This window comes from Acidihalobacter prosperus (genome assembly GCF_000754095.2).
GTDB classification, from domain to species: Bacteria; Pseudomonadota; Gammaproteobacteria; order DSM-5130; family Acidihalobacteraceae; genus Acidihalobacter; species Acidihalobacter prosperus.
The window spans coordinates 336,515-362,388 of sequence record NZ_JQSG02000006.1 but is presented as its reverse complement, the minus strand read 5'-3'; the positions used below and the strand labels follow the sequence as shown (position 1 = coordinate 362,388).

General features: G+C 60.2%; 18 protein-coding genes and 1 tRNA gene. 6 read left to right on the top strand and 13 right to left on the bottom strand.

The window, feature by feature from the left end:
- Window positions 1-4: 4 nt before the first annotated feature.
- From THPRO_RS16815 to THPRO_RS16805, 6 genes are all read left to right on the top strand, one after another.
- A complete protein-coding gene (locus THPRO_RS16815; RefSeq protein ID WP_145930855.1) occupies window positions 5-184 on the top strand; it encodes a hypothetical protein in 180 nt (59 codons plus the stop codon).
- Complete coding sequence (locus tag THPRO_RS16390) at window positions 177-2,498, top strand: AAA family ATPase (protein WP_145930854.1); 2,322 nt, start codon at window positions 177-179, stop codon at window positions 2,496-2,498. The genes THPRO_RS16815 and THPRO_RS16390 overlap by 8 nt, the downstream gene beginning before the upstream one ends.
- A 6-nt stretch (window positions 2,499-2,504) precedes the next feature.
- Window positions 2,505-4,214: a site-specific DNA-methyltransferase gene (locus tag THPRO_RS12405; RefSeq protein WP_236717315.1), complete on the top strand. Its 1,710-nt coding sequence runs from the start codon at window positions 2,505-2,507 to the stop codon at window positions 4,212-4,214.
- On the top strand, window positions 4,214-6,943 hold the full coding sequence (locus THPRO_RS12400) for a DEAD/DEAH box helicase family protein (protein WP_038090068.1): 2,730 nt from the start codon (window positions 4,214-4,216) through the stop codon (window positions 6,941-6,943). The genes THPRO_RS12405 and THPRO_RS12400 overlap by 1 nt, the downstream gene beginning before the upstream one ends.
- Before the next feature lie 68 nt (window positions 6,944-7,011).
- Window positions 7,012-7,410 (top strand): cysteine peptidase family C39 domain-containing protein, encoded by a 399-nt coding sequence (locus THPRO_RS17520; protein WP_161489986.1) that lies wholly within the window; start codon window positions 7,012-7,014, stop codon window positions 7,408-7,410.
- 160 nt (window positions 7,411-7,570) lie between these two features.
- Entirely contained in the window at window positions 7,571-8,557 is a 987-nt protein-coding gene (locus THPRO_RS16805; protein ID WP_145930852.1) for a restriction endonuclease, read from the top strand.
- A 73-nt stretch (window positions 8,558-8,630) separates the two neighbouring features.
- Here THPRO_RS16805 and THPRO_RS16385 read toward each other — a convergent pair whose 3' ends face one another.
- The 13 genes from THPRO_RS16385 to THPRO_RS12340 all read right to left on the bottom strand — a co-directional run bounded on the left by THPRO_RS16385 (window position 8,631) and on the right by THPRO_RS12340 (window position 25,874).
- The gene (locus THPRO_RS16385; RefSeq protein WP_082954637.1) at window positions 8,631-9,707 is read right to left on the bottom strand and encodes a tyrosine-type recombinase/integrase; all 1,077 of its coding nucleotides are present in this window, start codon (window positions 9,705-9,707) and stop codon (window positions 8,631-8,633) included.
- A gap of 54 nt (window positions 9,708-9,761) precedes the next feature.
- Window positions 9,762-9,838 (bottom strand) — tRNA-Ile (locus THPRO_RS12395).
- Window positions 9,839-9,891: 53 nt separating this feature from the next.
- A complete protein-coding gene (gene rpoD / locus THPRO_RS12390) occupies window positions 9,892-11,724 on the bottom strand; it encodes an RNA polymerase sigma factor RpoD (RefSeq protein ID WP_038090292.1) in 1,833 nt (610 codons plus the stop codon).
- 72 nt (window positions 11,725-11,796) lie between these two features.
- Complete coding sequence (gene dnaG, locus THPRO_RS12385; protein WP_038090065.1) at window positions 11,797-13,575, bottom strand: DNA primase; 1,779 nt, start codon at window positions 13,573-13,575, stop codon at window positions 11,797-11,799.
- A gap of 67 nt (window positions 13,576-13,642) precedes the next feature.
- Complete coding sequence (gene gltB / locus THPRO_RS12380; RefSeq protein ID WP_065089704.1) at window positions 13,643-18,106, bottom strand: glutamate synthase large subunit; 4,464 nt, start codon at window positions 18,104-18,106, stop codon at window positions 13,643-13,645.
- 29 nt (window positions 18,107-18,135) lie between these two features.
- A complete protein-coding gene (locus THPRO_RS12375; protein ID WP_161489984.1) occupies window positions 18,136-19,068 on the bottom strand; it encodes an ATP-binding protein in 933 nt (310 codons plus the stop codon).
- Window positions 19,061-20,206, bottom strand: a complete 1,146-nt coding sequence (locus tag THPRO_RS12370) for a deoxyguanosinetriphosphate triphosphohydrolase (RefSeq protein WP_082954635.1) — start codon at window positions 20,204-20,206, stop codon at window positions 19,061-19,063. Before THPRO_RS12370 ends, THPRO_RS12375 begins: the two co-directional genes overlap by 8 nt.
- A 2-nt stretch (window positions 20,207-20,208) precedes the next feature.
- Complete coding sequence (gene aroB / locus THPRO_RS12365; protein ID WP_038090059.1) at window positions 20,209-21,291, bottom strand: 3-dehydroquinate synthase; 1,083 nt, start codon at window positions 21,289-21,291, stop codon at window positions 20,209-20,211.
- A 39-nt stretch (window positions 21,292-21,330) separates the two neighbouring features.
- Window positions 21,331-21,852 carry a shikimate kinase AroK gene (gene aroK, locus THPRO_RS12360; RefSeq protein ID WP_038090056.1) on the bottom strand — a complete coding sequence of 174 codons (522 nt, stop codon included), beginning with the start codon at window positions 21,850-21,852 and terminating at the stop codon, window positions 21,331-21,333.
- Between the two features lie 49 nt (window positions 21,853-21,901).
- Window positions 21,902-23,971: a type IV pilus secretin PilQ gene (pilQ, locus tag THPRO_RS12355; protein WP_161489983.1), complete on the bottom strand. Its 2,070-nt coding sequence runs from the start codon at window positions 23,969-23,971 to the stop codon at window positions 21,902-21,904.
- Between the two features lie 131 nt (window positions 23,972-24,102).
- Complete coding sequence (locus THPRO_RS12350) at window positions 24,103-24,678, bottom strand: pilus assembly protein PilP (protein ID WP_236717314.1); 576 nt, start codon at window positions 24,676-24,678, stop codon at window positions 24,103-24,105.
- A 1-nt stretch (window position 24,679) separates the two neighbouring features.
- Complete coding sequence (locus THPRO_RS12345; protein ID WP_038090289.1) at window positions 24,680-25,273, bottom strand: type IV pilus inner membrane component PilO; 594 nt, start codon at window positions 25,271-25,273, stop codon at window positions 24,680-24,682.
- A gap of 25 nt (window positions 25,274-25,298) precedes the next feature.
- The gene (locus tag THPRO_RS12340; RefSeq protein ID WP_038090053.1) at window positions 25,299-25,874 is read right to left on the bottom strand and encodes a PilN domain-containing protein; all 576 of its coding nucleotides are present in this window, start codon (window positions 25,872-25,874) and stop codon (window positions 25,299-25,301) included.

The following is a 25,874-nucleotide window of genomic DNA, read 5'->3' as shown; positions in this document are numbered from 1 at the left end:
TCGTATGAAATCTCCGTCCGAAGAACTTGTTGAGTTGATCGCTCCACTCTTGGTAGAGCGTGGCCTGCTGTTGCCTGAGGATATGAATAAGTACCAGGCCAAGATAGCTGCAGGAACAATGAAGTCAGAGGACTGGCTTCTTGCAACGGAAAAAGCAACGGATCGAGGAGAAACTGATGACTAGTCCCTCGCTGGTCAACCTGCGGGTAGAGAATCTTCGCGGAGCAGTTTCGCCATTTATCCTCGACTTCGAGAAAGGGAGAAAGCTCACCATCGTTTATGGCGAAAACGGAACGGGGAAATCAACAATTTCGGACGCCCTCGATCTGCTTGGCAATGGCAATGTAGGGTCTTTAGACAGACGTGGGGTGGGAGGCACCACTCGGACGTACTGGCCGTCAGTCGGCAAAGCGCATACCGATGTGAAGGTTGTGCTTGAGACTTCGGCAGGAACATGCACTTTGTCGTTGGGCAAGAAGACTGCGGTAGTAGATAACGAGCAGTTCAAGCCACAAGTTGATGTCCTTAGACGTAGTCAGGTGCTGAGTTTGATAGCTGCTCAACCCGCTGAGCGCTACAAAGAAATCAGCAAATTTGTTGACGTATCCGGCGTGGAAGCTTCAGAAACAGCCCTGAGAAGGTTGATCGACAACAAGCAAAGTGAATACGAAACCGCAACAACGCGCCTTGGCGCAAACAAAGAGGCCATTGAAAATTTTTGGGCCCAGGCGGGATGCCCTGCGCCTGATGCTTTCACATGGGCCCAGTCGGAAATCCAAAAAGATCAGAAAGAACTCGATCTTCGAAAAGCTGCAATTGACGGTTTACTTTCTTGTTGGGACAAGGTTGCTTCACATCCAGATAAGCTTGAGAGGCTCAACGAGCAAGTTGAGCTTGCGAAGACTGCTTTACGGGTTTCCAAGGAAAAATTCAATGAAATTACTAGTGATGCAACGGATGACTACTTGGAAGTTCTGGGTATCCTGAAAGCTGCGCAATTGCACTTTGCACAGCATCCGCATCCAGAAGTTTGTCCACTTTGCGAAAGTGCAGAAAAGGCTGAGGGATTGGTTGAGGAGGTCAATAGACGCATTCAGGCGCAAGGACTTCACTCCAAACTCGATACCGCGAAGGAAGCGGTCGCGAACGCAGAACGAACCGTGCAAATGAGCACGCAGCGCCTTGAGGATTTTAGGGGCGACGCGAGCAGTGACTTTGAGTCACTCGAAAACTATTGCGCGGATACCAAAGCGATTTTCGACTTAGACATCCCCTCGTTTCCCATCCCCTCTGGGGATGATCAATGGAAAGATTGGCTTGATGCTCACAAAGCAAAGCGTGAGGGGTGGAAGCAAGCCGCTGACGCTTGCGTGGATAGCAAGAACTTCATCGAAACCTTACGCCGTTCACTGAACGACTACAAAGAGAGTGAAACCGTCGCCAAAGACTTGGTAGCAGTGCTTCCTCGGCTTCGAGAAGTTCTGGCTATTGTGGAGCGCGAACGAAAGCAATACACGGATGAAATTCTTGCCGTTATCTCCACTCGAGTAGGTGAGTTATATGAAAAAATCCATCCGGGCGAAGGATTAAAAAAGATTGTATTAGCGCTAAATGCAGCAAGACGTGGTTCCCTGGACATAGCCACTGAATTCGCTGGTAAGGCAGGCACACCTCCGCAGGCATATTTCAGTGATTCGCACTTGGATACGTTGGGTCTGTGCGTGTTTCTGGCATTGGCGGAACGGGAAAATCCGGAAACCAAGATTCTCGTGTTAGATGACGTATTGGGCAGCGTGGACGAACCGCATGTCGAAAGAGTCATTGGGCTGATATATGACATCAGTCAGCAGTTTCAGCATGCTATTGTGACCACTCACTACCGCCCCTGGCGAGAGAAGTTCCGTTGGGGCATATTGAAACCGGATCAGGTATGTCAGTTTGTCGAGTTGCGACACTGGTCATTTGGCGATGGTATCACTCTGACGGGCTCCACCCCGGAAATCACACGATTGAAGGCTCTCTTAGCCACGCCTGATCCTGACGTTCAGGCTATCACGGGTAAGGCAGGTGTCATTCTCGAGGCGATCCTTGATTTCTTAACTTTGAAGTACGGGTGCGCTGTTCCGAGAAATCCGAGAAACGCCTATGTGCTGAGCGATTTGTTGAATGCCGTCAACGGAAAGCTGCTCAATGCGCTGTCTGTTGAATCCGTTGGTGAGGATGACAACGGTGATCAGGTCATCATACCTTTTCCGATTAGGCCGATTCTTGATGAACTAAAGGCCATTGCCCAAGCGAGAAATGTCTTGGGGGCGCACTTCAATGCGCTTTCTTTCGAGCTGTACCCTGAAGATGGGATCAGATTTGCCCGATTGGTTGAGCAATTATCCGATGCGCTTATATGTCCAGATCACGGCTGGCCCACAAAAGACACCGGTAGTTATTGGAAGAACGGTGGCGACACACGCCGCCTGCATCCTTTGAGAAAACCAAGTTAAATCCACATGATTATCAAACAAAAACTCGAACTCACCTGGATTGGCAAGGAAAAGAGGCCGAAGCTAGAGCCACGCATTCTGCTCGAAGGTCCCGAAAAGTCCTATCACGCCAAGCATCGCGTCTCCGACAATGACATCTTCGACAACCGCCTGATCTTTGGAGACAACCTGCTGGCACTGAAGGCGTTGGAGCAGGAGTTTTCAGGCCAAGTAAAATGTGTGTTCATCGACCCGCCGTACAACACCGGCAGCGCGTTCACGCATTACGACGACGGTTTGGAACATTCGATTTGGCTCGGCTTGATGCGCGATCGGTTAGAGGTCATCAAACGGCTGCTATCGGAGGATGGCTCGCTGTGGATAACAATTGATGACAACGAAGCACATTACTTAAAGGTATTGTGCGACGAGGTGTTTGGGCGTGCCAACTTTGTAGCAAACGTGATTTGGGAAAAAGCCGACTCCCCACGCAATTCGGCTAGGCAGTTCTCGAATGATCATGACCATCTTTTTGTTTTTTCTAAAAACCCAGAATGGGTTCCTAAGAAACTAGCGCGTACTGAAGAAGCAAACTCAATTTATTCCAACCCTGATAATGATCCGTTAGGACCGTGGCTACCTGGCGATCCATACGCAAACAAACCCTATTCTAAAGGCCTGTATTCGATTGTGGGGCCAACAGGACGAGTTTTCTCACCTCCACCAGGTCGTTTCTGGCGAATTTCAGAAGAGAAGCTTAGGGAGTTGGACGCAAAAGGTCGAATATGGTGGGGACCGACGGGTGCGGCGCGCCCGAGCATTAAGCGCTATTTATCGGAAGTTGGAGACTTGGTGCCGCGCACTTTATGGAGCAAAAATGATGTCGGAAGCAACCGGACGTCGAAAAATGAAATGCGCGCCCTTTTCCCCGGAGATAGTTCATTCGATACGCCTAAGCCCGAGAAGTTGATCGAGCGGGTTATCAATATCGCCACCAACCCTGGCGACCTTGTTCTCGACTCCTTCGCCGGTTCCGGCACTACCGGTGCAGTCGCGCATAAAATGAGTCGCCGTTGGATCATGGTCGAACTCGGCGAGCACTGCCATACCCTCATTATCCCGCGCCTAAAAAAAGTCATCAACGGCGAGGACCAAGGGGGCATTTCCAAGACAGTTAACTGGCAAGGCGGCGGTGGTTTCCGCTATTACCGCCTCGCGCCCTCTTTGATCGTCAATGACCGCTGGGGCAATCCGGTCATTAATCCGGAGTACAACGCGGCGCAATTGGCCGAGGCGTTGGCTAAGCTGGAAGGCTTCACTTACGCGCCATCGGAAACGCTCTGGTGGCAGCACGGGCATTCCAGCGAACGCGATTTCATCTATGTCACCACGCAGAACCTCTCCGCCGAACAGTTGCAGGCGCTGTCCGACGAAGTCGGCGCAGAGCGCAGCCTGCTAATTTGTTGCTCGGCCTTCCGGGGCGTGAGCGCCGCGCAGGCCGCCGACCGCTGGGCGAATCTGACGTTGAAGAAGATTCCTAAGATGGTGTTGGATCGCTGTGAATGGGGCCACGACGATTACAGCCTTAATGTAGCCAATCTGCCTATGGCAGAGGTTGAGCAGGAAGACCGAACGACTACCGTAGATAACGCCGAACCCACTAAAGGAAAGAAGGCAAGCGTTGCTGACGTAGCACAGGTTGATCTCTTCGATCAAAGCAGCGGTGAGGATGAATGATGAGCCTTCGTACGCTGCATGCTGTTACCGGTCGTTTGTCACTTCGCCCACCACAGGCAGAATCTTTAGAACGTCTGAAGCGGATGCTGGACGCTGCGCCTAAGATGCTGCGGCATGAAGATCGAGACGTCGCTGTACTTCTTTCCACGCTGAAGGCTGAATTCCCGACGTTGGAAGACTTCGAGCGCGAGTTCCCCTCACTGTGCTTCGCCCTGGCGACCGGCGTGGGCAAAACGCGCCTGATGGGTGCGTTCATCGCCTACCTGCATCTGGCGCACGGCATCAACAACTTCTTCGTGCTGGCGCCGAACCTGACCATCTACAACAAACTGATCACCGACTTTACGCCGAATACACCGAAGTACGTGTTCAAGGGCATTGGCGAGTTCGCAATCAATGCGCCGCGTGTGATCACGGGCGACAACTACGAACAGCAGAACATCACCGGCGGCGAATTGTACGGCGAGATTCGTATCAACATTTTCAACATCTCGAAGATCAATTCCGAAGTACGTGGCGGCAAGGAGCCGCGCATCAAGCGCATGCGCGAGGTGCTCGGCGAGAGCTACTTCAATCATCTGGCGAATCTGCCAGATCTGGTGCTACTTATGGACGAGTCGCACCGCTATCGCGCTCAAGCCGGGATGCGCGCGATCAATGAACTGAATCCGTTGTTCGGTCTGGAGGTGACGGCCACGCCGTTCGTGGAATCCAGCCGTGGACCGGTACCCTTCAAGAATGTGGTGATGGATTATCCGTTGGCGCGGGCTATTGAAGATGGCTTCGTCAAAGAGCCGGCGGTGGTTACTCAGCGCAACTTCGACGCTAAGTCGCATAGTCCAGAGGAAATTGAGAAGACCAAACTCGAAGACGGCGTGCGACTGCACGAAACCACCAAGGTGGAACTGCTGACCTACGCCCGCGAGAACGGTGTCAAGCCGGTCAAGCCGTTCATGCTGGTGATTGCTCGGGACACCACGCATGCGGGTCAACTCCGGGCGCTGCTGGAATCCGTCGCCTTCTACGAAGGTCGTTATAGCGGCAAGGTGATCCAGGTCGATTCCAGCCGTACAGGCGCGGCCGAGGAAGAGATGGTCACGCGCTTACTGGCAGTGGAGAGCGTGGATGAGCCAACCGAGATCGTGATTCACGTCAACATGCTCAAGGAAGGCTGGGACGTGACCAATCTCTACACCATCGTACCTCTGCGCGCTGCCAACGCCCGCACGTTGATCGAACAGAGCATCGGGCGCGGTCTGCGTCTCCCTTATGGGAAACGCACCGGCGTAGCGGTTGTGGATCGGCTCAACATAGTGGCCCACGACAAGTTTCAGGAAATCATCGACGAAGCCAATCGCGGCGATTCGCCGATTCGATTGCAGCGGGTCATCCTCGATGCGCCGAGTGCGGATGACAATAAGGTGAGTGTGCGGGTTGCACCCGGCGCGGCCGTGCGTCTTGGTCTCACGGAGACGCCAGGCGTTGGCGGCTTTCAGGCATCGTCTACTGACGAACCGGCGGCGAGCGCCACACTTGCCCCAGTCTTTTCGACCGAAGTTGAGAAGCAGGCGGCGCGCGTCGTCCTGGATGTCATCGGCAGATACGAAGTGAAGCGCGAACAGGTGCCGACCAGCCGTGCTCTGCTGGATGAAGCTGTGCAGCAGGAAATCCTGACGGAAGTATCCGAGCGTCTGAAGCCCATGCAAGCCGGTCTGCTGGACGGCGCGGACACATCGACGCCGGCGTTGGATCTAGTCGCGGTGGTATCCAAGACCACCGAAATACTGATCGACCAAACCATCGACATCCCACGCATCGCCGTGGTGCCGAGCGGCGAGGTGACGACCGGCTTTCATCCATTCACGCTGGATTTGAGCCAGCTTAATCTCCAGCCGGGGCAACGCGAGATTGTTGGCCAAATGCTGCGTACGAACGAGCAGTTCACGTTGGCCGCGGAAATCGGATTGAAGGAGCGACGTCCTGAGGACTATATCGTTCACGCCCTGGTAGACTTCGACGATATCGACTATTTCACGCATTCCGGCTTGCTCTACGACCTGGCTGGCCAGATGGTGCAGCACCTGCGTGGTTACTTGTCGGAAGAAGAAGCCATCGAGGTTCTAGATCGCGACCGGCGTCTCATCGCCCGCGAAATCCACGCGCAGATGATCAACCACTTCTGGGAAGAAGCGACCGAATACCAGGTGCAAGTCAGCCGAGGATTCACGGAACTAAAGCCCTGCAACTACACTGCTGCAGCAGGCCAGGCCCCGCACAACTATCGAGAAACCGTGACCGAAACGGGGCGCATCAAACAGATGCTGTTCGACGGATTCTCGCGGTGTCTATATCCGCTGCAAAAGTTCGACTCGGATACGGAACGGCGTTTCGCTGTGCTACTGGAACGTGACGCACTGAAGTGGTTCAGGCCTGCGAAGGGACAATTCCAGATTTACTACCAGCTCGGCACCGAGCAACCCGAGTACATCCCGGATTTCGTCGCCGAAACAGACTCGACGGTTTTCATGATCGAGACCAAGGCGCGGGGCGATATCGATACCACTGAGGTTCAAGCCAAGGCATCTTCTGCAACGCAGTGGTGTAGACACGCTTCGGATTATGCGACGGGTGTCGGTGCGAAGCCTTGGAAGTACTTACTGATTCCGCACGACGATGTGGTTGAATCGAGGAGGCTCTCCGATTTCCTTCGGTTTGAGTGCACAGCATAGACCGTCACCGGTGCATAAGTGGATTTCCGGACCAGTCGGCTTTTGTCATTTACCGTTAGGGTGAACTAGTGGACATACAGCGGGTAGAACAAAGGCGATTCACAAAAGGCGATTGTGGCGTTGCCTGTGTTGCGATGATCACAGGAAAGCGGTACGAGGAAGTTGAGCGTAGATTTCACAAAAGAGGGTTGGTATCGAACGGTGAGTACTTCACCTTTCATAAGGACTTGATGGATGTTCTCGAAAGTTTCGGATACGAGGTAAAGCGTAGGAAGTTCGTCTCATGGAAGACTGTGTGCTTCCCGGCAATCGTGAAGGTGAATGTCCGTGCAGGAAATTATTGGCACTGGGTTGTTCTCGCTGGAGATCGAAAAATTCTTGACCCAAAGCCAGGAATGCCTAAGGTCGTGAATCATTATCGCGGGAGAAAGGGCGAGGGTCAGTATTTGTATGTCGTTCAGTCCTAACCAACTAATGAAGCCGACACCGGGAAGCGTTACGCTTTACGTAGGAATCGGCGCGGCTTATCGGGAACGTTAGCTTTTATTCTCAAAATGGCAAACATTACGCAGATTCGTGGGGCGTTACTGGAGGAAGCTGTACTTTTCCTTCTTGGCAAAGTGGGCTATGACGTTGTCGATCCTACATCCCCCCGCATTTCGGCCGGGCGATGATATGCGGGTTGGCCATTCAGGACTAGAGATTCGTGGACGCGGCACCTGGCATCAGATCGATGCATTCGCGCTGTGGCCTCATTCTCCCGCTTTTATGTATCCGCTACGACTAATAGTCGAAGCAAAGTGCTACAAAGTTCATCAGCCGGTTGGGGTTGGAGTTCCGAGAAACGCCGTTGGCGTACTCAAAGATATTTCAGAAAATTACTTCACATATCGAAGACACGGGCAAGAGTTTCAGGGCCCGCGCTATAATTACACGGCAGCTATATTCTCCACCTCAGGATTCACCCGAGGTGCAATAGAATACGCGATCGCTCATCAAATATTTCTCATCCAGTACGAGAATGTTCCAGTAATCCGGCCGTTGGTTGAGGCCATTCGGCGATTTGATGAAGGCTGCATTTCCGTTCGGGGTCAGGGAACGATATCGGCCGCTAGAAATTATTACCGCGACCTCTTGGCGGGGCGTGAACCTGCGGATAGTGGTACTAACCGGTTGAGCGAGGAAGGGATTGAGCTTCTTAGGGGCTCTATTACTGAGGCGTGCCGCGCGATTGGAGGGTCGTACTTTGGAATGCTTCAAGGTCGATGGCCAATGCATTTACTTCGATCCGAACCGCTTCCGTCATCTGCGTTTGAGAATGATATTGTCATGTGCAGCGTTAATGGCAACAATCGTGGCGAATGGACGTTCGTTCCGCTTGATGTCTCAAGAGGTAGCGCTCGCTGGTTCGAGTTGGAATTCAGCTTGCCATCGGTAATGGCCGATCTAGTGGCTGAGAACTGGGACAACCCAATAGCCGTCGCAAATATCAAGCAGGACTTCTTTTCATACATTGATCTTTCTGGCGTCATTGGTGGGATTCGCCGGAACGTTCGTCTTAAGCTAGATCGAGACTGGATTAGGCGCTACGTCTCGCTGAGCGCGGAAATTTAACCTCCCGGTGGATAGGGACTACCGGCAAGCTGCACTTGCCGCCATCGCGCCATCGTTATGTGGTCGGTTCTACCTACAGAAGATCGACGATATCGTGTGCCTGAAGATGTGAATACCGATTTAGCATGGATAGGGTCTTATGCCGTGTTAGTTGTTGTAGTTGCTGGCTAGTAAGTCCGCGCTTAGCGTAGATCGTGGTCGCCAAGTGCCGCAAATCGTGAATTCGGACATCTGACAAGTCGGCGCGGTTGATCACTCGCTCCCATGCCTTATGTAACTGAAATGGCTTGAATGGCTGCCCTGGTTTTGGGGGCGTTACGCAAAAAATCAAATCAGCACCGCGAGGTCTTGCAGGACAGGCGATTGCTTCATGCAGAGTGCGGCATGCGCGCGCTGAGAGCGGCACCGCTTGCCTCTGGCGAGGCCCAGCCGCTTTCGCGTAGACATACAGAACACGACGCGCAAAGTCGATATCTTGGACCCTTAACCCCACTATCTCACCATGCCTCATTGCGGTCTGCATGGCTAGGCGTATCGCATGCATGATCATGGGTTGTGAGTCTGCGTTAGCGGACTTCAGAAGGCGTTTAATCTCCGACCATGACAGAAGGCGGTCGCGAACACGACCTGCTGGCTTTTTCACCTGCTTGGCGGGGTTGATGGCCAATCCGACTCGCCATTCCTTGATGGCTACGTCAAAGAGCGATCCGAGCAGGGTCAATTCGAGGCGGACCGTGTCTGGTGCTAGTCCTGCAGATAACCGAGCTTCTCGGTACTCAGCGATCTTTCCAGCATCAAGTGAGGCCAAGCTGTATTGACCTAGAGCGCGGTTGAGCTGTCTGGCAATCACACCTTCTTTCTTTCTGGTGTGCTCCTTTTTGGTGGGCGACACTTCTCGAAGGTAGCGTTCCAACGCTTCGCCCACCGTAAACCGCGATGGTGCCGCACGCGAGACGAAGACTCCTTGGACCATCGCATCTTCCGTGGTGCGTGCCCAATCTTCTGCATCGCGTTTTAATCGGAAGGTTTTGATGGTGGTCGGCCAGCCCCGTTTCCGGATCAAGGCCTTCCAGGTGCCAGACGGGGTCTTCACTATGGTCGCCACTGATACACCTCGGTACACTGAGACTGTACCGAAATTGTACTTCATCGAGCTATGAGAAGAAAATTGACCCTTTTAAACTTCGTAACCTATTGATTTATATGGTGGGCCCGCTCGGACTCGAACCGAGGACCAAGGGATTATGAGTCCCCTGCTCTAACCAACTGAGCTACAGGCCCGCACTGTGTGACGGCCCGCCGTGAGGTGGCTTGGCGGGCCGTGCGACTCTATCTTATTGTTCGGCGTCGAGGAAGCTGCGCAGCAGCTCGGAGCGGCTGGGGTGGCGCAGCTTGCGCAGAGCCTTGGCTTCGATCTGGCGGATGCGTTCGCGGGTCACGTCGAACTGCTTGCCGACCTCTTCGAGGGTGTGGTCGGTGTTCATGTCGATACCGAAGCGCATGCGCAGCACCTTGGCTTCGCGAGCGGTGAGCGAGCCGAGTACTTCGCGGGTGGTTTCGCTGAGGCTGTCGCGCGTGGCCGTATCGATGGGCGACATGACATTGCCGTCCTCGATGAAGTCGCCCAGGTGCGAATCCTCGTCGTCGCCGATGGGAGTCTCCATGGAGATCGGTTCCTTGGCGATCTTGAGCACCTTGCGGACCTTGTCCTCGGGCATTTCCATGCGCTCGGCCAGCTCTTCGGGCGTGGCTTCACGGCCCATTTCCTGGAGCATCTGGCGGGACACGCGGTTGAGCTTGTTGATGGTCTCGATCATGTGCACCGGAATGCGGATGGTGCGGGCCTGGTCGGCGATCGAGCGGGTGATCGCCTGACGAATCCACCACGTCGCGTAGGTCGAGAACTTGTAGCCGCGGCGGTATTCGAACTTGTCCACAGCCTTCATCAGGCCGATGTTGCCTTCCTGAATCAGGTCGAGGAATTGCAGGCCGCGGTTGGTGTATTTCTTGGCGATGGAGATGACGAGGCGCAGGTTGGCCTCGACCATTTCCTTCTTGGCGCGACGTGCCTTGGCCTCGCCGATGGACATGCGCCGGTTGATTTCCTTGATCTCGCCGATCTGCAGGGAGGCGTTGGTCTCGATGGCCTTGAGCTTCTTCTGCGCGTGGCGGACTTCATCGGCCACTTCGGTGAGGGCCTCGGCGTATTTCTGCGCGTTCGGCGCTTCCAGGCGTTCGGCGAGCCATTCGATGCGGGTTTCGTTGCCCGGGAAGCTGTCGATGAAGGCGCGGCGCGGCATGTGGGCGCGGCGGATACACAGGTCCATGATCCGGCGTTCCTGCTCGCGGATCAGTTCGATGGTGGTGCGCAGCTGGTTGATCAGATCGTCGATCACGCGCTGGGTGAGCTTGAATTCCATGAAGTAGGTGGCGATCTCCTTGCGGAGCTCGTCGTACTTCTCCTTCTGGTTCTTGCTCTGCGCCTTCATGGCCTTGGTGTACAGCTCGCGCAGCTTGGTGAAGCGCTCGCGCGCCTCGACGGGGTCCGGGCCGGTGTCGGCCGGTTCCTCGTCATCGTCGTCATCGTCGTCGCTGTCGGCGGCGGCCTGGCTCTTTTGCGCCGGGGTGGGGATGACTTCGTTTTCCATCGCGTCGCGGTCGAGAAAGCTCTGCACCACGTCGGTGAGTTTGGCGTCGCCGGCTTCAATGCGGTCGTATTCGGCGAGCAGGCCGCTGATGGCCTGTGGGTAGTGCGCCAGCGCGAACAGCACCTGCGAGAGGCCGTCCTCGATGCGCTTGGCGATCTTGATTTCGCCTTCGCGCGTGAGCAGCTCCACGGTCCCCATTTCGCGCATGTACATGCGCACCGGGTCGGTAGTGCGTCCGAATTCGCTGTCCACGCTGGTGAGGGCGGCCACGGCCTCCTCTGCCACGTCCTCGTCGGCGGCGACGTCGGAGTCGGATAGCAGCAGGCTGTCGGAGTCGGGCGCGACCTCGTGGACGGTGATGCCCATGTCGTTGATCATTCCGATGATATCTTCGATCTGTTCGGGATCGACGATGCTGTCGGGCAGGTGATCATTGACCTCTGCGTAGGTCAGGAACCCTTGTTCCTTGCCCTTGGCGATGAGCTCCTTGAGGCGGGACTGCTGCTCTTCATGCTGCATGGAATGAAACACCCAAAGAATCGAATAGAACAGGCAATGATAGTACAACTCAAGCCTCTTGGGCTAGAGTTGTCAATCGTGCGTATCGCGCCCGCCGGTCAGCGCAAGCTGGCTGAACTCGGCTTTTTCAGCAGGGTTCAGGCCTTCGTCAAGCGCCTTGCGACGCAGTACCTCAAAGCGTACCGCGCTGCGCTGGGCTAGCAATCGTGCAACGGCATCCTGAAATTCCCGCCGGGCGGCGTCCGCGTCCAAATAGACATCTCGGGATTCGATCAGACGCAGAAGGTGAAGTTCCTCCTTGCGGCCGCGCCAGCGCTCCAGGATGCCGGCAGTGGTGATATTGGGGTGCGCGCGCAGGGTTTCAAGGAGCTCGGCATAGAGGGCGATGCCGGGGTTGTCCGGGCTGCCAAGCGCATCGGCTGCGGGTGCCTCGCTCGCGAGGGTCGGGTGCTCGGCCAGCAGGGCGATGGCGGCGCGCAGCGGGGACCAGCGTACGGTGCGCCGGCGGTCGATGCCTTGGGGCCGGCGTACGGTGGCCGGTGTGGCTGCGGTACCGGTCGGCGTCTCGTCTCGCGCGATGCTGGTTTCGAGCCTTGCGGGGTCCATTCGGGCTTCGCGCGCGAGCATTTCGACGATGCGGCTGCGCAGTACCCCGGCACGCAGATCGCGGATCAGCGTCATGCCTTCGTGGGCGAGGCCGGCGAGCGACTCGAGATCGCCACCGGGGTGGCGTCTGCGCAGTTCCTGCAACAGCAGTTGCGACAAAGGGGTGGCTTGCACGCAGGCGTCGAGGAAGGCCTCGCGGCCGGCGCTGCGCACGAAGCTGTCGGGGTCCTGGCCTTCGGGCAGGAATAGAAAAGCCGCCTCGCGACCATCCTCGAGCACGGGCAGGGCCTGTTCCAGCGCGCGCCAGGCGGCGGTCCTGCCGGCGCGGTCGCCGTCGAAGCAGAACACCACTCGGCGTGCGCTGCGATACAAGCGCTGCACGTGCTCGCGGGTGGTCGCGGTGCCGAGAGTGGCCACGGCATTGTGCACGCCTTGCTGCGCGAGTCCGATCACGTCCATGTAGCCTTCCACGATCAGCATCTCGTCCAGCGATGCGCCGGACTGCCGCGCCTCGTAGAGGCCGTACAGCGCCTGTCCTTTGTGGAAGACCGGCGTTTCGCTGGAATTGAGGTATTTCGGCGTGCCATCGCCGATGATGCGCCCGCCGAATGCGACGACGCGGCCGCGTGGATCACGGATCGGGAAGATGATGCGATCGCGGAATCGGTCGTAATGGCGCTGTTCGCGCGCGACCACCAGGTCCGCCTCGATCAGTCGTTGGCGGCCATGGCGGGGTTCGAGCGCCTTGCGTAGCGCTTCCCAGGCTGCCGGCGCATAGCCGAGGCCGAAGCGTGCGGCGATTTCACCGTCCAGCCCACGTTGTTTGAGATAGTCGATGGCCGGTGGATGGTTGCGCAATTGTTGTTTGAACCAGCCGGCCGCGTCCTCCAGGCAGCGGTAAAGCGCCTCGCGTTCGTCGCGCCGCCCCGGTTCCTCGGTCGCACCACCTTCGCGTGGCACGTCAAGCCCGAGGGAGGCAGCCAGTGTCTCCACGGCTTCGACGAAGTCGAGGCGGTCGTGTTCGATCAGGAAGCCAAGCGCGGTACCATGGGCGCCGCAGCCGAAGCAGTGATAAAACTGCTTCTGCGGGCTGACGTAGAAGGAGGGCGTTTTTTCGTTGTGGAAGGGGCAGCAGGCCTTGAATTCGTGGCCGGCGCGCTTGAGCGGCACACGCGCATGGATGATCTCGACGATGTCGGCGCGGGCGAGGAGCTCGTCGATGAACGGCTGCGGTATGCGAGCCATGTACGTCAGGCCCTGTTGAGACGATAACGGGGCTGGTCGCGGCGGACCGCGACCAGCCAGGTCGTGTTCAGGCGGCCTCGCTGAGCGTGCTGATCAGCCCGGCCAGGTCCGAGGCGCGCGGCTTGACCAGCCAGAACTTCGGCAGATAGCGCTTGAAGTTGGCCAGTATCTCGGCCGCCCAGGGACTGCCCGTTTCGGCATGGTATTCCTCCAGCAGGCCACGCAGGAAGGCGCGTGGCGCCTCCATGTGCTCGGGGTCGAGGCGGTGGAGGTCGATCAGCTCGTGGTTGCAGCGGTCGACGAATTGGTTGTCGAGGTCGAGCACGAGGGCAAAGCCGCCGGTCATGCCGGCGCCGAAGTTGACCCCGGTGCGTCCGAGTACCGCGACCACGCCGCCGGTCATGTATTCGCAGGCATGGTCGCCTGCGCCCTCGACCACGGCGGTGGCGCCGGAGTTGCGCACGCAGAAACGCTCGCCGGCAATGCCCGCAGCGAACAGCTTGCCGCCGGTGGCGCCGTACAGGCAGGTGTTGCCGATGATGGCCGCCTCATGGCTGTTGAACTGGCTTCCGGCCGGCGGGTGGATCACGATCTTGCCTGCGGCCATGCCCTTGCCGACGTAGTCGTTGGCGTCGCCTTCAAGGTGAAGGTGCAGGCCACCGGCGTTCCAGACGCCGAAACTCTGCCCCGCGGTACCCTTGAGATGCACCGTGATCGGGTTGTCGGACATGCCGTAGTTGCCGTGGCGACGGGCGATTTCACCGGAGACGCGAGCACCGATCGAGCGGTTGACGTTGCGGATATCGTAGTGGAACTCGCCGCCCTGGCCGGACTCGATGGCCTGCAGCATGTCGGCAACCATGCGTTCGGCCAGCTCGCCGCGGTCGAAGGGCGCGTTGTGCGGCTCCACGCAGAAGCGCGGCACCTCGGGTGCCACGCCGGCATCGGACAGCACCGGCGCCAGGTCCAGTCGGGCCTGGCGAGGGGTGTCGCCGGGGATGATTTCCAGCAGGTCGGTGCGGCCGATGAGGTCGGTCAGGCTGCGCACGCCGAGCTTGGCCATCCACCGACGGGTTTCCTCGGCGATGAAACGGAAGTAGTTGACCACCATGTCGACCTTGCCGACGAAGTGGTTCATGCGCAGTACCTTGTCCTGGGTGGCGACGCCGGTGGCGCAGTTGTTCAGATGGCAGATACGCAGGTACTTGCAGCCCATGGCGATCATCGGGCCGGTGCCGAAGCCGAAGCTTTCGGCGCCGAGGATGGCGGCCTTGATCACGTCGAGGCCGGTCTTGAGACCGCCGTCGGTCTGCAGGCGTACCTTGTCGCGCAGGTTGTTGGCGCGCAGGGTCTGGTGGGCCTCGGTCAGGCCGAGCTCCCAGGGGCCGCCGGCATATTTGACGGAGGTCAGCGGGCTGGCGCCGGTGCCGCCGTCGTAGCCGGAGATGGTGATGAGGTCGGCATAGGCCTTGGCCACGCCCGCGGCGATGGTGCCGACACCGGCTTCGGCGACCAGCTTGACCGACACCAGCGCCTGCGGATTGACCTGCTTGAGATCGAAGATGAGCTGCGCGAGGTCCTCGATCGAGTAGATGTCGTGATGCGGCGGCGGCGAGATCAAGGCAACGCCCGGGCGCGCGAAGCGCAGCTTCGCGATCATCTCGTTGACCTTGTGTCCGGGCAACTGGCCGCCTTCGCCGGGCTTGGCGCCCTGGGCGACCTTGATCTGCAGCACTTCGGCGTTGACGAGGTAGTGCGGCGTCACGCCGAAACGGCCGGAGGCGATCTGCTTGATCTTGGACATGCGCTCGGTGCCGAAGCGTTCCGCGTCCTCGCCGCCCTCGCCGGAGTTGGAGCGCGCACCGAGACGGTTCATGGCCGCGGCCAGGGTCTCGTGCGCCTCCGGCGACAGCGCGCCGAGCGACATGCCGGCCGAATCGAAGCGCTTGACGATGGCATCGATGGATTCGACTTCGTCCAGGGGGACCGAAGGCGTGTCTTCGCGCAGCTTCAGCAGGTCGCGCAGCACCATGGGCGGGCGTCCGTTGATCAGGGCGGCGTGCGCCTCCCAGTCGCGGTAGTCGCCGGACACCACTGCGCGGTGCAGTGTCTGCACCACGTCGGGGTTGTAGGCATGGTATTCGCCGCCATGGATATATTTGAGCAACCCGCCCTGGGCGGTCTGTTTGCGTGGATTCCAGGCCAGGCGGGACAGTTTTTCTAGATCCTCCGCGACGTCTTCGAAATTCATGCCCTGCACGCGGCTGACGGAGCCGGGGAAGCAGGTGTCGACGATTTCGTGGTGCAGGCCGACGATCTCGAACAGCTGCGCGCCGCGATAGCTGGCGATGGTCGAAATGCCCATCTTGGACATGATCTTGTACAGGCTCTTGTGGATGCCGCGGCGGTAGGCCGTGGCCAGCTCGCCGTCAGTCTTGTCCGTGATCTCTCCGCTGCGACGCAGCCCGTGCAGGGATTGCAGGGCCAGGTAGGGGCAAACCGCGGTGGCGCCGTAGCCGATCAGTACCGCGATCTGGTGCGGGTCGCGCGCGGTGGCCGTGTCGACGATGAGATTGGCGCGGCAGCGCAGCCCGCGGTTGATTAGGTGATGATGAACCGCGCCGGTGGCGAGCACCGCGGGGAGTGGTATGCGGTCCGGTGCGATGTCACGATCGGACAGCACCAGCAGCACGGCGCCGTCGCGCACGGCCTGCTCGGCCTCCTGGCAGATAGCCTGTATGGCCGTTTTAAGATCGCGGCCCTGCGCCACATTGAGGTCGATCCGATGGTTGCGCAGGTCGTCATAGGGCAGGTCGAGCAGTTGCTGCAGGCGCATTTCCGAGAGCAGCGGCGAGCTCATGACCAGGCGCGCCGCGTGGTCCGGGCTTTCCTCGAACAGGTTGCGCTCGTGGCCGAGATTGGTTTCGAGCGACATCACGACCCGCTCGCGCAGCGGATCGATCGGCGGGTTGGTCACCTGGGCGAACTGCTGGCGGAAGTTGTCGAACAGGGAACGCACCTGCCGCGAGAACACGGGATAAGGGGTGTCGTCGCCCATCGAACCGACCGCTTCCTGCCCGGCCTCTGCGAGCACGCGCAGCACCTGATCGCGTTCCTCGAAACTCAGGTTGAACAGTTTTTCGTAGGTGCGCAGGCGTTCGGGGTCCATGGCCGGCGCGACCGAGGCCTCGTCGTCGAGCCGGGGCAGGCTTCTTGAGTGCTGGTCGAGCCAGCTGCGATAGGGCTGGCGGTTCTTGAGGCGCTCGTTGATGGTTTCTGGCAGCAGGAGTTCGCCGGTCTCGGTGTCGACCGCGAGCATCTCGCCCGGCTTGAGTCGGCCCTTGGTCACGACATCCTCGGGTGCGTAGTCGTAGACGCCGATTTCCGAGGCGAGCGTGATGTGGCGGTCGCGGGTGATGACGTAGCGTGCGGGGCGCAGGCCGTTGCGGTCCAGGCAGCAGGCGGCATGGCGCCCGTCGGTGAGCACGACGCCTGCAGGGCCGTCCCATGGCTCCATGTGCATGGAGTGATATTCGTAAAAGGCGCGCAGGTCGGTGTCGACATGCTGCATGTTCTGCCACGCCGGCGGCATCAGCAGGCGCATGGCGCGGAACATGTCGATGTCGCCTGCGAGCATGATCTCCAGCATGTTGTCGAGCGAGCTCGAGTCCGAGCCCTCCATGGATACCAGCGGGCCGAATTCGGAAAGATCCGGCAGGTGGGGGCTGGAGAGCGTGTGCGCACGCGTGCGGGCCCAGTTGCGGTTGCCGCGGATGGTGTTGATCTCGCCGTTGTGGGCGAGAAGGCGGAAAGGTTGCGCGAGGCGCCACTGCGGCAGTGTGTTGGTCGAAAAGCGCTGGTGAAACACGCACAGGGCGGTCTCCAGGCGCGGATCGCGCAGATCGGGATAAAAACGCGTCAGGTACGCCGGCATCACCAGGCCCTTGTAGCTGAGGACGCGCGCCGACAGGCTGGATACGTAGAATGTGTCGTCCCGGCCCGCGAGGGCGTGCTCCGCGCGCCGCCGCGCAACGAATAGCGCACGCTCAAAGCCGGCGTCGTCCATTTCGGCAGGCGCGTTCACGTAGATCTGTTCGATGGCGGGCAGCGAACGCAGCGCCTCTTCGCCGCAGGCGGCAGGGTCGGTGGGCACGACGCGCCAGCCAGCGGTGCAAAGGCCACTGGCCTGCAGCGCCTGCTCCAGGGTCTGGCGGGCGATTGCGGCCGTCTGCGGATCGGTGCTTAGAAACACCATGCCGGCGGCAAAGCGTTCGCCCAGATGGAAGCCCTGCTCGCTGGCCAGGGCGCGTAGAAACGGCGTCGGCGTCTTGAGCAGCAGGCCGCAGCCGTCGCCCGTCTTGCCGTCAGCAGCCACGGCGCCCCGATGAGTCAGTCGCTCCAGTGCGTGTATCGCCGTTTCGAGCACCCAGTGACTCGGTCGTCCGTCCATATGGGCGATCAGGCCGAAGCCACAGTTGTCACGCTCGAATTCAGGGCGATAGAGACCGCCGATGGGGGTATGGGCCGACATGCTTCGCGACTCCTGATGCTAGGTTTTTTTCAATTCGGCCGATCAGTATAGTGCTGGGCTGTCGCCGGGTTCAATTCGCCGGCGCTGTAACGACTCAGGGCGCCCGGGGCGCGCCCGTACGCGTAGGGGCGACGAATGTCGCTGCCAGCGGTGCCGGTGGACGGCTGTGCGGATGCGGTTTCCGGTGGCAGCGGGATTGACTGCGTCCGAGTGGCGTCGGATCGTGGCGATGACGGCAGCAGCAAGGCGGCCGCAATGGCGCCGACAGCGAACAGGCGCAGGAGACGTAGCAGCCTCGTGCCAGGCGTGTGCCGCCTGCCCGTGTCGCCGAGTTGATGAACGAGCTGGCCGGGCAAGCCGCCGCTGCTGCGATGGAGCCGTGCCATGGCGGTGGGCGAGGGCTCATAGCCTCGGTTGCGCGCCAGTTGTTCGGATTCCTGGCGCGTGAACGGCCGCAATCCGAGACAGACGGGAAGCAGGTTGGGCGTCACTTCCGCGGCGAGAGCGGCAACGCGTGGTTCCAGCGTCGCGTTTCCGCACAGGACGAGGCCCAACGGGATGCCGCCGTAGTGGGCAAGCGCCTGCTTGAGCCCCAGCACACCCTTGATTTCAGCGCGCGAAAGGCGTTCGGCGTCGTCGATCAGTAGCAGGCGTGCGCGCGCCGTGGGCGTGTCGCACAGATGTTGGAAAAGATGGCGTGTACTCGCGTCGAGCGGGCCATCGGGCAGCCACCGCCGGAGGATGGTTTTGTGCAGCGACGGTGCGCCTGCCGGGCGGTCCGCGGCGAAGCTGCAGATGTCGAAATCGCTGCCGAGCTCGCGCATCAGCCGACGCAACAGGGCCGTCTTGCCCGCACCGGGTTCGCCTTGTATGACGATGGGCGGGGAGTGCCCCGCGAGATAATCGCGGATCACGTTGCGCAGCATGCCCAGGCCGGGGGTGTCGAGATAGTCTTCAGACATCGGCAGCGGCATGGATGCGTGCGTGTTCGGCGTAGGCATAGCGGTCGGTCATGCCGGCGATGTAATCGGCGACGACGCGCGCGCGGGCCGTTTCGTGTACGGCGCGTTGCAGCTTGTCGCGTGTGTCGGCGGGGAGCTGCTCGGGTGCCGTGCGGTAGGCGACGAACAGCTCGGCGACGATGCGCTTGGCCTCGTCGGTGAGTTTGCGGACCCGCTCGTGACGGTAAAGATGAGCGTGCAGAAAGCGCTTGAGCGCCAGGTTGGCGACCCGGATGGCGGGGCTGAACGCAATCAGCGGTTCCCGCTGTGCGCGTACCGCGTCGCAATCCAGAGGGGCCGCGGCGGCAATGCGCGCGCGCGAGGTTTCGACAAGATCGTTGACCAGTCGGCCGATCATGCGACGTATGACCTCGTGCACCACGCGGCGTTCACCGAGGCCCGGGTAGCGACCGGTCACGGTTTCGTAGGCTTCGCCGAACAGGGGCAGCGGCCGCAGTTGCTCGATGAAAATCAGGCCAGCGCGCAGGCCGTCGTCGATGTCGTGGTTGTTGTAGGCGATTTCGTCGGCGAGATTGGTCAGCTGCGCCTCGAGACTGGGCTGCCCGCCGCTTATGAAGCGCTCGCCCAGGGCGCCGAGCCCGGCGGCAACATCCTTGCGGCAGTGCTTGAGTATGCCCTCGCGGGTTTCGAAGCAGAGGTTGAGGCCGTCGAACTCGGCGTATTTCTCTTCCAGTGCGTCGACCACGCGTAGCGACTGCAGATTGTGTTCGAAGCCGCCAAAGGGTTGCATCAGCTGATTCAGGGCGTCCTGCCCGGCGTGCCCGAAGGGCGTATGGCCGAGGTCGTGGGCGAGCGCGATGGCTTCGGTGAGATCTTCGTTGAGCGCGAGCGCACGCGCGGCGGTCCGCGCGATCTGGGCGACTTCCAAAGAGTGCGTCAGACGGGTGCGATAAAGGTCGCCTTCATGGTTGATGAAGACCTGGGTCTTGTATTCAAGCCGACGAAAGGCGGCGCAGTGGACGATGCGGTCGCGGTCGCGCTGGAACTGGCCACGCATGCCGGGGCCAGGTTCCGGGTGGCGACGGCCGCGGGACGCGGATTCGTGGGCGGCGTATGGGGCGAGCGACTGGGCCGCCATGCTCATGCGGCGGCTGGGGTTGCCAATGTGCGTTCAAGCGCGGCGGGGTCGAAATCCGCCGTGACCAGCGCCTGCCCGATGGCGCGCAGCAGCACCAGGCGCAAGGCGCCGTCGATGACCTTCTTGTCGACCGCCATCAGCGCGCGGAAACGCTCGGGCGCGAGCTCCGCGGGCGGTGTGACCGGTAGGTGGGTACGCAGCAGCAGCGTGCGCAGGCGTGCCACCTCGGTATGCGGCAGCCAGCCCAGTTCGGCCGACATCGTCGCGGCCATGAGCATCCCGCAGGCGACGGCCTCGCCGTGCAGCCACTGTCCGTAGCCCATACCGGTCTCGATGGCATGGCCGAAGGTGTGGCCAAGATTGAGCAGGGCTCGTGCGCCGGCCTCGCGTTCGTCGGCGGCCACGATACGCGCCTTGTTCAGGCAGGAACGTTCGATCGCATGGGAGAGCGCCGCGGGTTCCCTCGCGAGCAGATCGTCCATATGGCGTTCGAGCCATTCGAAGAAAGGGGCGTCGTTGATCAGGCCGTATTTGATGACTTCAGCGATGCCGGCACTTAGTTCGCGGTCGGGCAGGGTGTCGAGCGTGCGGGTGTCGATGATGACGGCGCGAGGCTGATGGAAGGCGCCGATCATGTTTTTGCCGAACGGGTGGTTGACGCCGGTCTTGCCGCCGACGGACGAATCGACCTGCGCCAGCAGCGTGGTTGGAATCTGCACGAAATTGACGCCGCGCTGATAGGTGGCCGCCGCGAATCCGGTAATGTCGCCGATAACGCCGCCGCCCAATGCAATCAGGGTGGTGTGACGGTCATGGCGGCCTTTGAGCAGCGCGCTGTAGATAGGGTCCAGGATGTCGAGGGTCTTGTAGGCTTCGCCATCCGGCAGCACGACGGCCTCGTGACGCAAGCCTGCGAGATGAGCTTGCACGCGCTCGAGATACAGCGGTGCAACGGTCTCGTTGCTGACGACGACCGCGCTGACACCGCCGATCGCCCGGCGCAGCGGCTCGGGATCGTCCAGCAGGTTCGGCCCGATCAGGATCGGGTATGTGCGTTCGCCCAGGTCGACGTTCAGTGAAATCATGCGCACATACTAAAACATCGTCTGTTCGGGTGGATAGATTCAGTCCGGACTGGACAGACGCTGGATCAATTCACGGGCCAGGCGGCGGCTGTCGTTGGCGGCGGTGTCGACCACGATGTCGGCAATGGAACGGTAGAGCGGTTCGCGTTCGCGCTGTAGGGACTCCAGTCGCTCGCGCGGGTTCGCGGTTTGTAGCAGCGGGCGCTGGCTGTCGCGCCGGGTGCGCTTGAGCTGCAGCTCGATCGGCACGGTGAGATAAACCACCCGCCCCCGTGCCTTGAGGTGTTCGCGATTGTCGGCGCGCAGCACCGCGCCGCCGCCGGTGGCGAGGACAATGCCGTCATGCTGGGTGAGTTCGTCGATGATGCGACTTTCGCGCTCGCGGAAACCGGATTCGCCCTCGATGTCGAAAATGGTGGCGATGTCGACGCCGGTTCGCGTGATGATGGCTTCGTCGCTGTCGTAGAAAGACAGCCCGAGCGCCGGTGCGAGTTTGCGTCCGATGGTCGTCTTGCCCGCACCCATCGGGCCGACCAGAAAAATGTTACGCATTGCATTCATGGGCTGCGGGGCGTATGCCCGGCGGGACTGCCCGCCGGGCGTCCGACGATCACTGCGACAGGCTGAGATTGTTGTCGATGATCTTGGGCGTGATGAAGATCAGCAGTTCGGTTTTGGTGTTCGAGGTGCTGTTCTCGCGGAACAGGGTGCCGAGCACGGGCAGATCGCCGAAGAAAGGCACCTTGTTGACGGTTTTGCTGGTGTCGTGCTGGTAGATGCCGCCGAGCACGACCGTCTGGCCGTTGTCGACCATCACCTGTGTCTTGACCTCCTGGGTGTTGATGCTGGGTACGCCGCTGTAGAGTCCGCCGACGCTGTCATTGCTGACGTCGAGCTCCATCAGTACGCGGTTGTTCGGCGTGATGTGCGGCGTGACCAGCAGCTTGAGGGCTGCGGTCTTGAAGGACACGTTGGTGGCGCCGCTGGAGGAGGCCTGCTGGTAGGGGATTTGCACGCCCTGCTGAATCATCGCCTGGGTGTCGTTGGCGGTGATCACGCGCGGATTGGATATCTGGCGGATCTGATTTTCCGCTTCGGCCGCCGACAGCTGCAGGCTCAGATTGAAGGTCTGCCCGAGTTTGACCAGGGTCAGGCCGAAGGTGCTGGTCGGACTGGCGGCGGGCAGGTTGACGTTGAACTGGTTGTACTGATTGTTGCCGGCAGGATAGCCGCCGATGCCGTAACGTTGCGATCCGATGGTGACGCCACCGCCCGGCGTCGTCGCGGTTTGGGGATTGTTGACCGAACCGAAGGTCACGCCGAGATCGCGGCTGAAGCCCTGTTTGGCGACCACCAGGCGGGAACCGATAAGCACCTGCTTGACTGGTACGTCAAGGCGTTGGATCAGTTTGGCGACGTTGGCCAGCCCCTGGTCAGTGTCGCGTATGATCAGCGAGTTGGTGCGCGGATCGGCGACCACCGAGCCGCGCGAGGAAAGCCCGGACACGCCGGTATTGGTCTGGGTGTTGTTGCCCGTATTGCTGCTGCTTTGCGTGCTGCGGATGGATTGCAGCAGCGCGGCCAGCGTGGCGGCCTTGGCATAGCGTACCTGGAAGATTTCGGTGTGCAGTGGCGCCAACTGCTCCTGGGCCCGTTGTGCGCGTATCTGCTGCTGGTCCTGGGCCTCGATCACGCTGGCGGGGGCGATCATGATCACATTGCCGCTGCGCTTTTCGGCGAGCCCCTTGGCTTGCAGGATGATGGCCAGCGCCTGATCCCAGGGAACATTCTTGAGGCGCAGCGTGACGCTGCCCGTCACAGCGTCGCTGACGACGATGTTGAGGCCGGTGAAATCGGCCAGCAGCTGCAGCACTGAACGGACCGGGATGTTCTGGAAATTGAGCGAGATGCGCTGGCCCTTGTAGACGGGTTGCGAGCCGGCGCCGCCATTGGCCTTCGTGGCCACGGGCTTGATATCCACGGTGAACTTGTTGTCCGCCTGGTAGGCGAGCTGCTCGTAATCGCCGCTCGCGGCGATCACCAGCTTGACGTTGCGGCCGTCCTGCAGACTATCGATGCGCTCGACGGGCGTCCCGAAGTCGGTGACCACCATGCGGCGCTGCAGCGCCCGGGAGAGGCTGGCGTCATGGGCTTCGACCACGACCTTGCCGGCCTGCTGGGTGAGGTCGATGACCTGGTTGGGGTTGCTCAGCGTGAGCGTGATCAGCCCGCCTCCGTCCTTGCCGCGGTGGAATTCGATGTCGGTGATTTTGGACCGGCTGGCGCTTGACGTATCTTCCTGGCTGCCGAAACGGGTGGTCTGCACCGTCGCCGCCGTCTCCATCGTGCCTTCCTGTCCGCCATGTCCGATCGTGACGATGACGCGGTGGCCCTCGACGCGGGTCGTGTATGGCGCCGGGCGGGTCAGGTTGAACACCAGCCGCGTGCGATCGCCGGCTTCGGCGGCAGCGATGCTGCGGACGGTCCCGGTATTGACGGTGTACATCCGCTGACTCAGCCCCATGCGCGTGTGGGTGAAGTCCAGGGCGATCTTGGCGGGGTTCTCGATACTGAAACCAAGCGGCTTGGCTGGAGCCGAGGCGAAATCCAGCACGACCTGGAGCTGATTGTTCGGCAACTGGTGGCTTTCGATGGATTTCAGGGTGTTGGCCGCGGCCATGACGGGCCATGCGCAAATCGCCATGAGGCCGGCCATGAAGACGAGCAGTCCCCTTGCTCTCCGGTTGGACCGGGGCGTCGAAGTGGCGGGGAGGGCCCCCTTAGCCGTCGCGTGAAACATGATTGTTGTCCTCATTTGGTCTGGCCCATCGCGATCGAAACGGGTTGTTCCTTGAGGCCGCCGAAGCCGTCCGGAACGATTTCCCGCAGTTTGACGCTGTCGCTGGTGATGGCAGTGATCTTGCCGTCGTGCTGGCCCATGTAATTACCCACCTTGGTTCTCTCGATCGTGCCGTCGGGGGTCTGGATGAGCGCCCAGGTGGTGCCGTGGTCGACCAGTGTGCCGACCATTTTCAGGCTGTCCAGCGGGAACTGCTCCAGGTATTGCCGCGGGCGGTGCGGGTTGATTTTCACATTGCTGCGGTGAGCCGCGTTGTAAAGCTCCAGCAGGATCTTGCTGTCAAACGGACTCTTGGTGTGGCCGGGATAGGTATAGCTCTTGTAAGGCGGCACCTCCGGAATTGGCGGTACGCGGCCTCCGGGCTTCGCCACCTGTTCGGCCACCCAGTGCTGCAGGTCGGACATGCTATGCCCGCAACCGGCCAGGCCTGCGGCCAGGGCGGCGGTCGCGACCAGCTTCGCTGCCCGCATCAGGTGGGCAGGTCGGCCATTCTTGGCATCGTGTCTGGTATCGGCGAGTTGGGTCATGTCACTGATCCCCGTGGTCGGGCAGATAACGGTAGGTTCTGGCCACGACGCTCATGGAGAGGATGGGGGAGCCTTTCTTGATCGGCTGCATGCTGATGTCGCCCAGAGTCACGATACGCGGCAGCGCGGCTATCTGGCTGACGAAGTGCGCGAATTCGGGATAGGTGCCCTTGGCCTGAATCTGAATGGGCTTGATTGCGTAGAAGCCCTTCTTTTGCTCGGGCTCGGGCCGAAACAGGTCTATTTCCAATCCGCTAGACAACGCAGTTTGGGAAATGTCGACGAGTAGACCCGGTATCTCGGTCTTGTTGGGCAGCTGCTGCAGCATTTTGCCGAACGAGCGCTTCATTTCGGCCAGCTGTTGCTCGTAAGTCTTGAGATTTGCGGCGCGCCGGGCCTTGAAGACCAACTCGTTTCGCAGCGCTGTCTCCTGTGCCTTTGCGCGCTCGAGCGTTACGCGCTGGTCGCTGGTGTCGAAGTGGTAGCCGGCGGCCAGGATCGCCACGAAAAGGACCAGGAGCAGGGTGTTGCGCACCCAGCGTGGCGCTGTACCGATGTTGTTGAGATCGATCTGGCGCAGTTCATTGAGATCGATTTCGCGCAGGCTGCTGAGATTCATGTCACGGCCCCTTCTTGTCGGCATGGCCCTTGGTGCTGGGCATGGTTTGCTGCACGGTCAGATTGAAGTCACTGACCTTGCCGATCTCGGTGCTTTTGGTGACGATCAGGTCCAGCTTGGCGTTGGCGAACCAGGGCGAAGCGTCGAGTTGCCGCATGTAGGTCGAGACGCGCGCGTTGGAATCGGCGCGTCCCGCCAGGGCGATCGTGTTGCCCTTCTGTACGAAGCTCGTCAGATAAAGGCCTGGCGGCTCTGTGGTGACCAGCTGGTCGAACAGGTGCACGACGCCGGGGCGGCTGGCCTGCAACTGCTCGACGATCTTCATGCGATTGAGTAGTGCTTTTTTGGTCGCATCCAGGGTCTTGATCTTGGCGATCTTGTGGTCCAGCAGCGTGATCTCGTTGCGCAGGTACTGATTGCGCGCATTTTGGTAGTCGATCAAGCCTGTCATATAACTGTGTACCAGGAAGATCACGAAGCCGGAGACGATGGCAATGAACAGCGCGAGTGCGAGAAACTCGCTTTGCTTTTGTTTGCGAAGCTCCGCGCGCCAGGGAAGTAGGTTGATACGGGCCAT

Bases quoted from the DNA above. Each gene is read 5' to 3' on its own strand.
- THPRO_RS16815 (WP_145930855.1), top strand. From the start codon at position 5: ATGAAATCTCCGTCCGAAGAACTTGTTGAGTTGATCGCTCCACTCTTG.
- THPRO_RS16390 (WP_145930854.1), top strand. From the start codon at position 177: ATGACTAGTCCCTCGCTGGTCAACCTGCGGGTAGAGAATCTTCGCGGA.
- THPRO_RS12405 (WP_236717315.1), top strand. From the start codon at position 2,505: ATGATTATCAAACAAAAACTCGAACTCACCTGGATTGGCAAGGAAAAG.
- THPRO_RS12400 (WP_038090068.1), top strand. From the start codon at position 4,214: ATGAGCCTTCGTACGCTGCATGCTGTTACCGGTCGTTTGTCACTTCGC.
- THPRO_RS16805 (WP_145930852.1), top strand. From the start codon at position 7,571: ATGACGTTGTCGATCCTACATCCCCCCGCATTTCGGCCGGGCGATGAT.
- THPRO_RS16385 (WP_082954637.1), bottom strand. From the start codon at position 9,707: ATGAAGTACAATTTCGGTACAGTCTCAGTGTACCGAGGTGTATCAGTG.
- rpoD (WP_038090292.1), bottom strand. From the start codon at position 11,724: ATGCAGCATGAAGAGCAGCAGTCCCGCCTCAAGGAGCTCATCGCCAAG.
- dnaG (WP_038090065.1), bottom strand. From the start codon at position 13,575: ATGGCTCGCATACCGCAGCCGTTCATCGACGAGCTCCTCGCCCGCGCC.
- gltB (WP_065089704.1), bottom strand. From the start codon at position 18,106: ATGTCGGCCCATACCCCCATCGGCGGTCTCTATCGCCCTGAATTCGAG.
- THPRO_RS12375 (WP_161489984.1), bottom strand. From the start codon at position 19,068: ATGTCTGAAGACTATCTCGACACCCCCGGCCTGGGCATGCTGCGCAAC.
- THPRO_RS12370 (WP_082954635.1), bottom strand. From the start codon at position 20,206: ATGGCGGCCCAGTCGCTCGCCCCATACGCCGCCCACGAATCCGCGTCC.
- aroB (WP_038090059.1), bottom strand. From the start codon at position 21,291: ATGATTTCACTGAACGTCGACCTGGGCGAACGCACATACCCGATCCTG.
- aroK (WP_038090056.1), bottom strand. From the start codon at position 21,852: ATGAATGCAATGCGTAACATTTTTCTGGTCGGCCCGATGGGTGCGGGC.
- pilQ (WP_161489983.1), bottom strand. From the start codon at position 23,971: ATGGCCGCGGCCAACACCCTGAAATCCATCGAAAGCCACCAGTTGCCG.
- THPRO_RS12350 (WP_236717314.1), bottom strand. From the start codon at position 24,678: ATGACCCAACTCGCCGATACCAGACACGATGCCAAGAATGGCCGACCT.
- THPRO_RS12340 (WP_038090053.1), bottom strand. From the start codon at position 25,874: ATGGCCCGTATCAACCTACTTCCCTGGCGCGCGGAGCTTCGCAAACAA.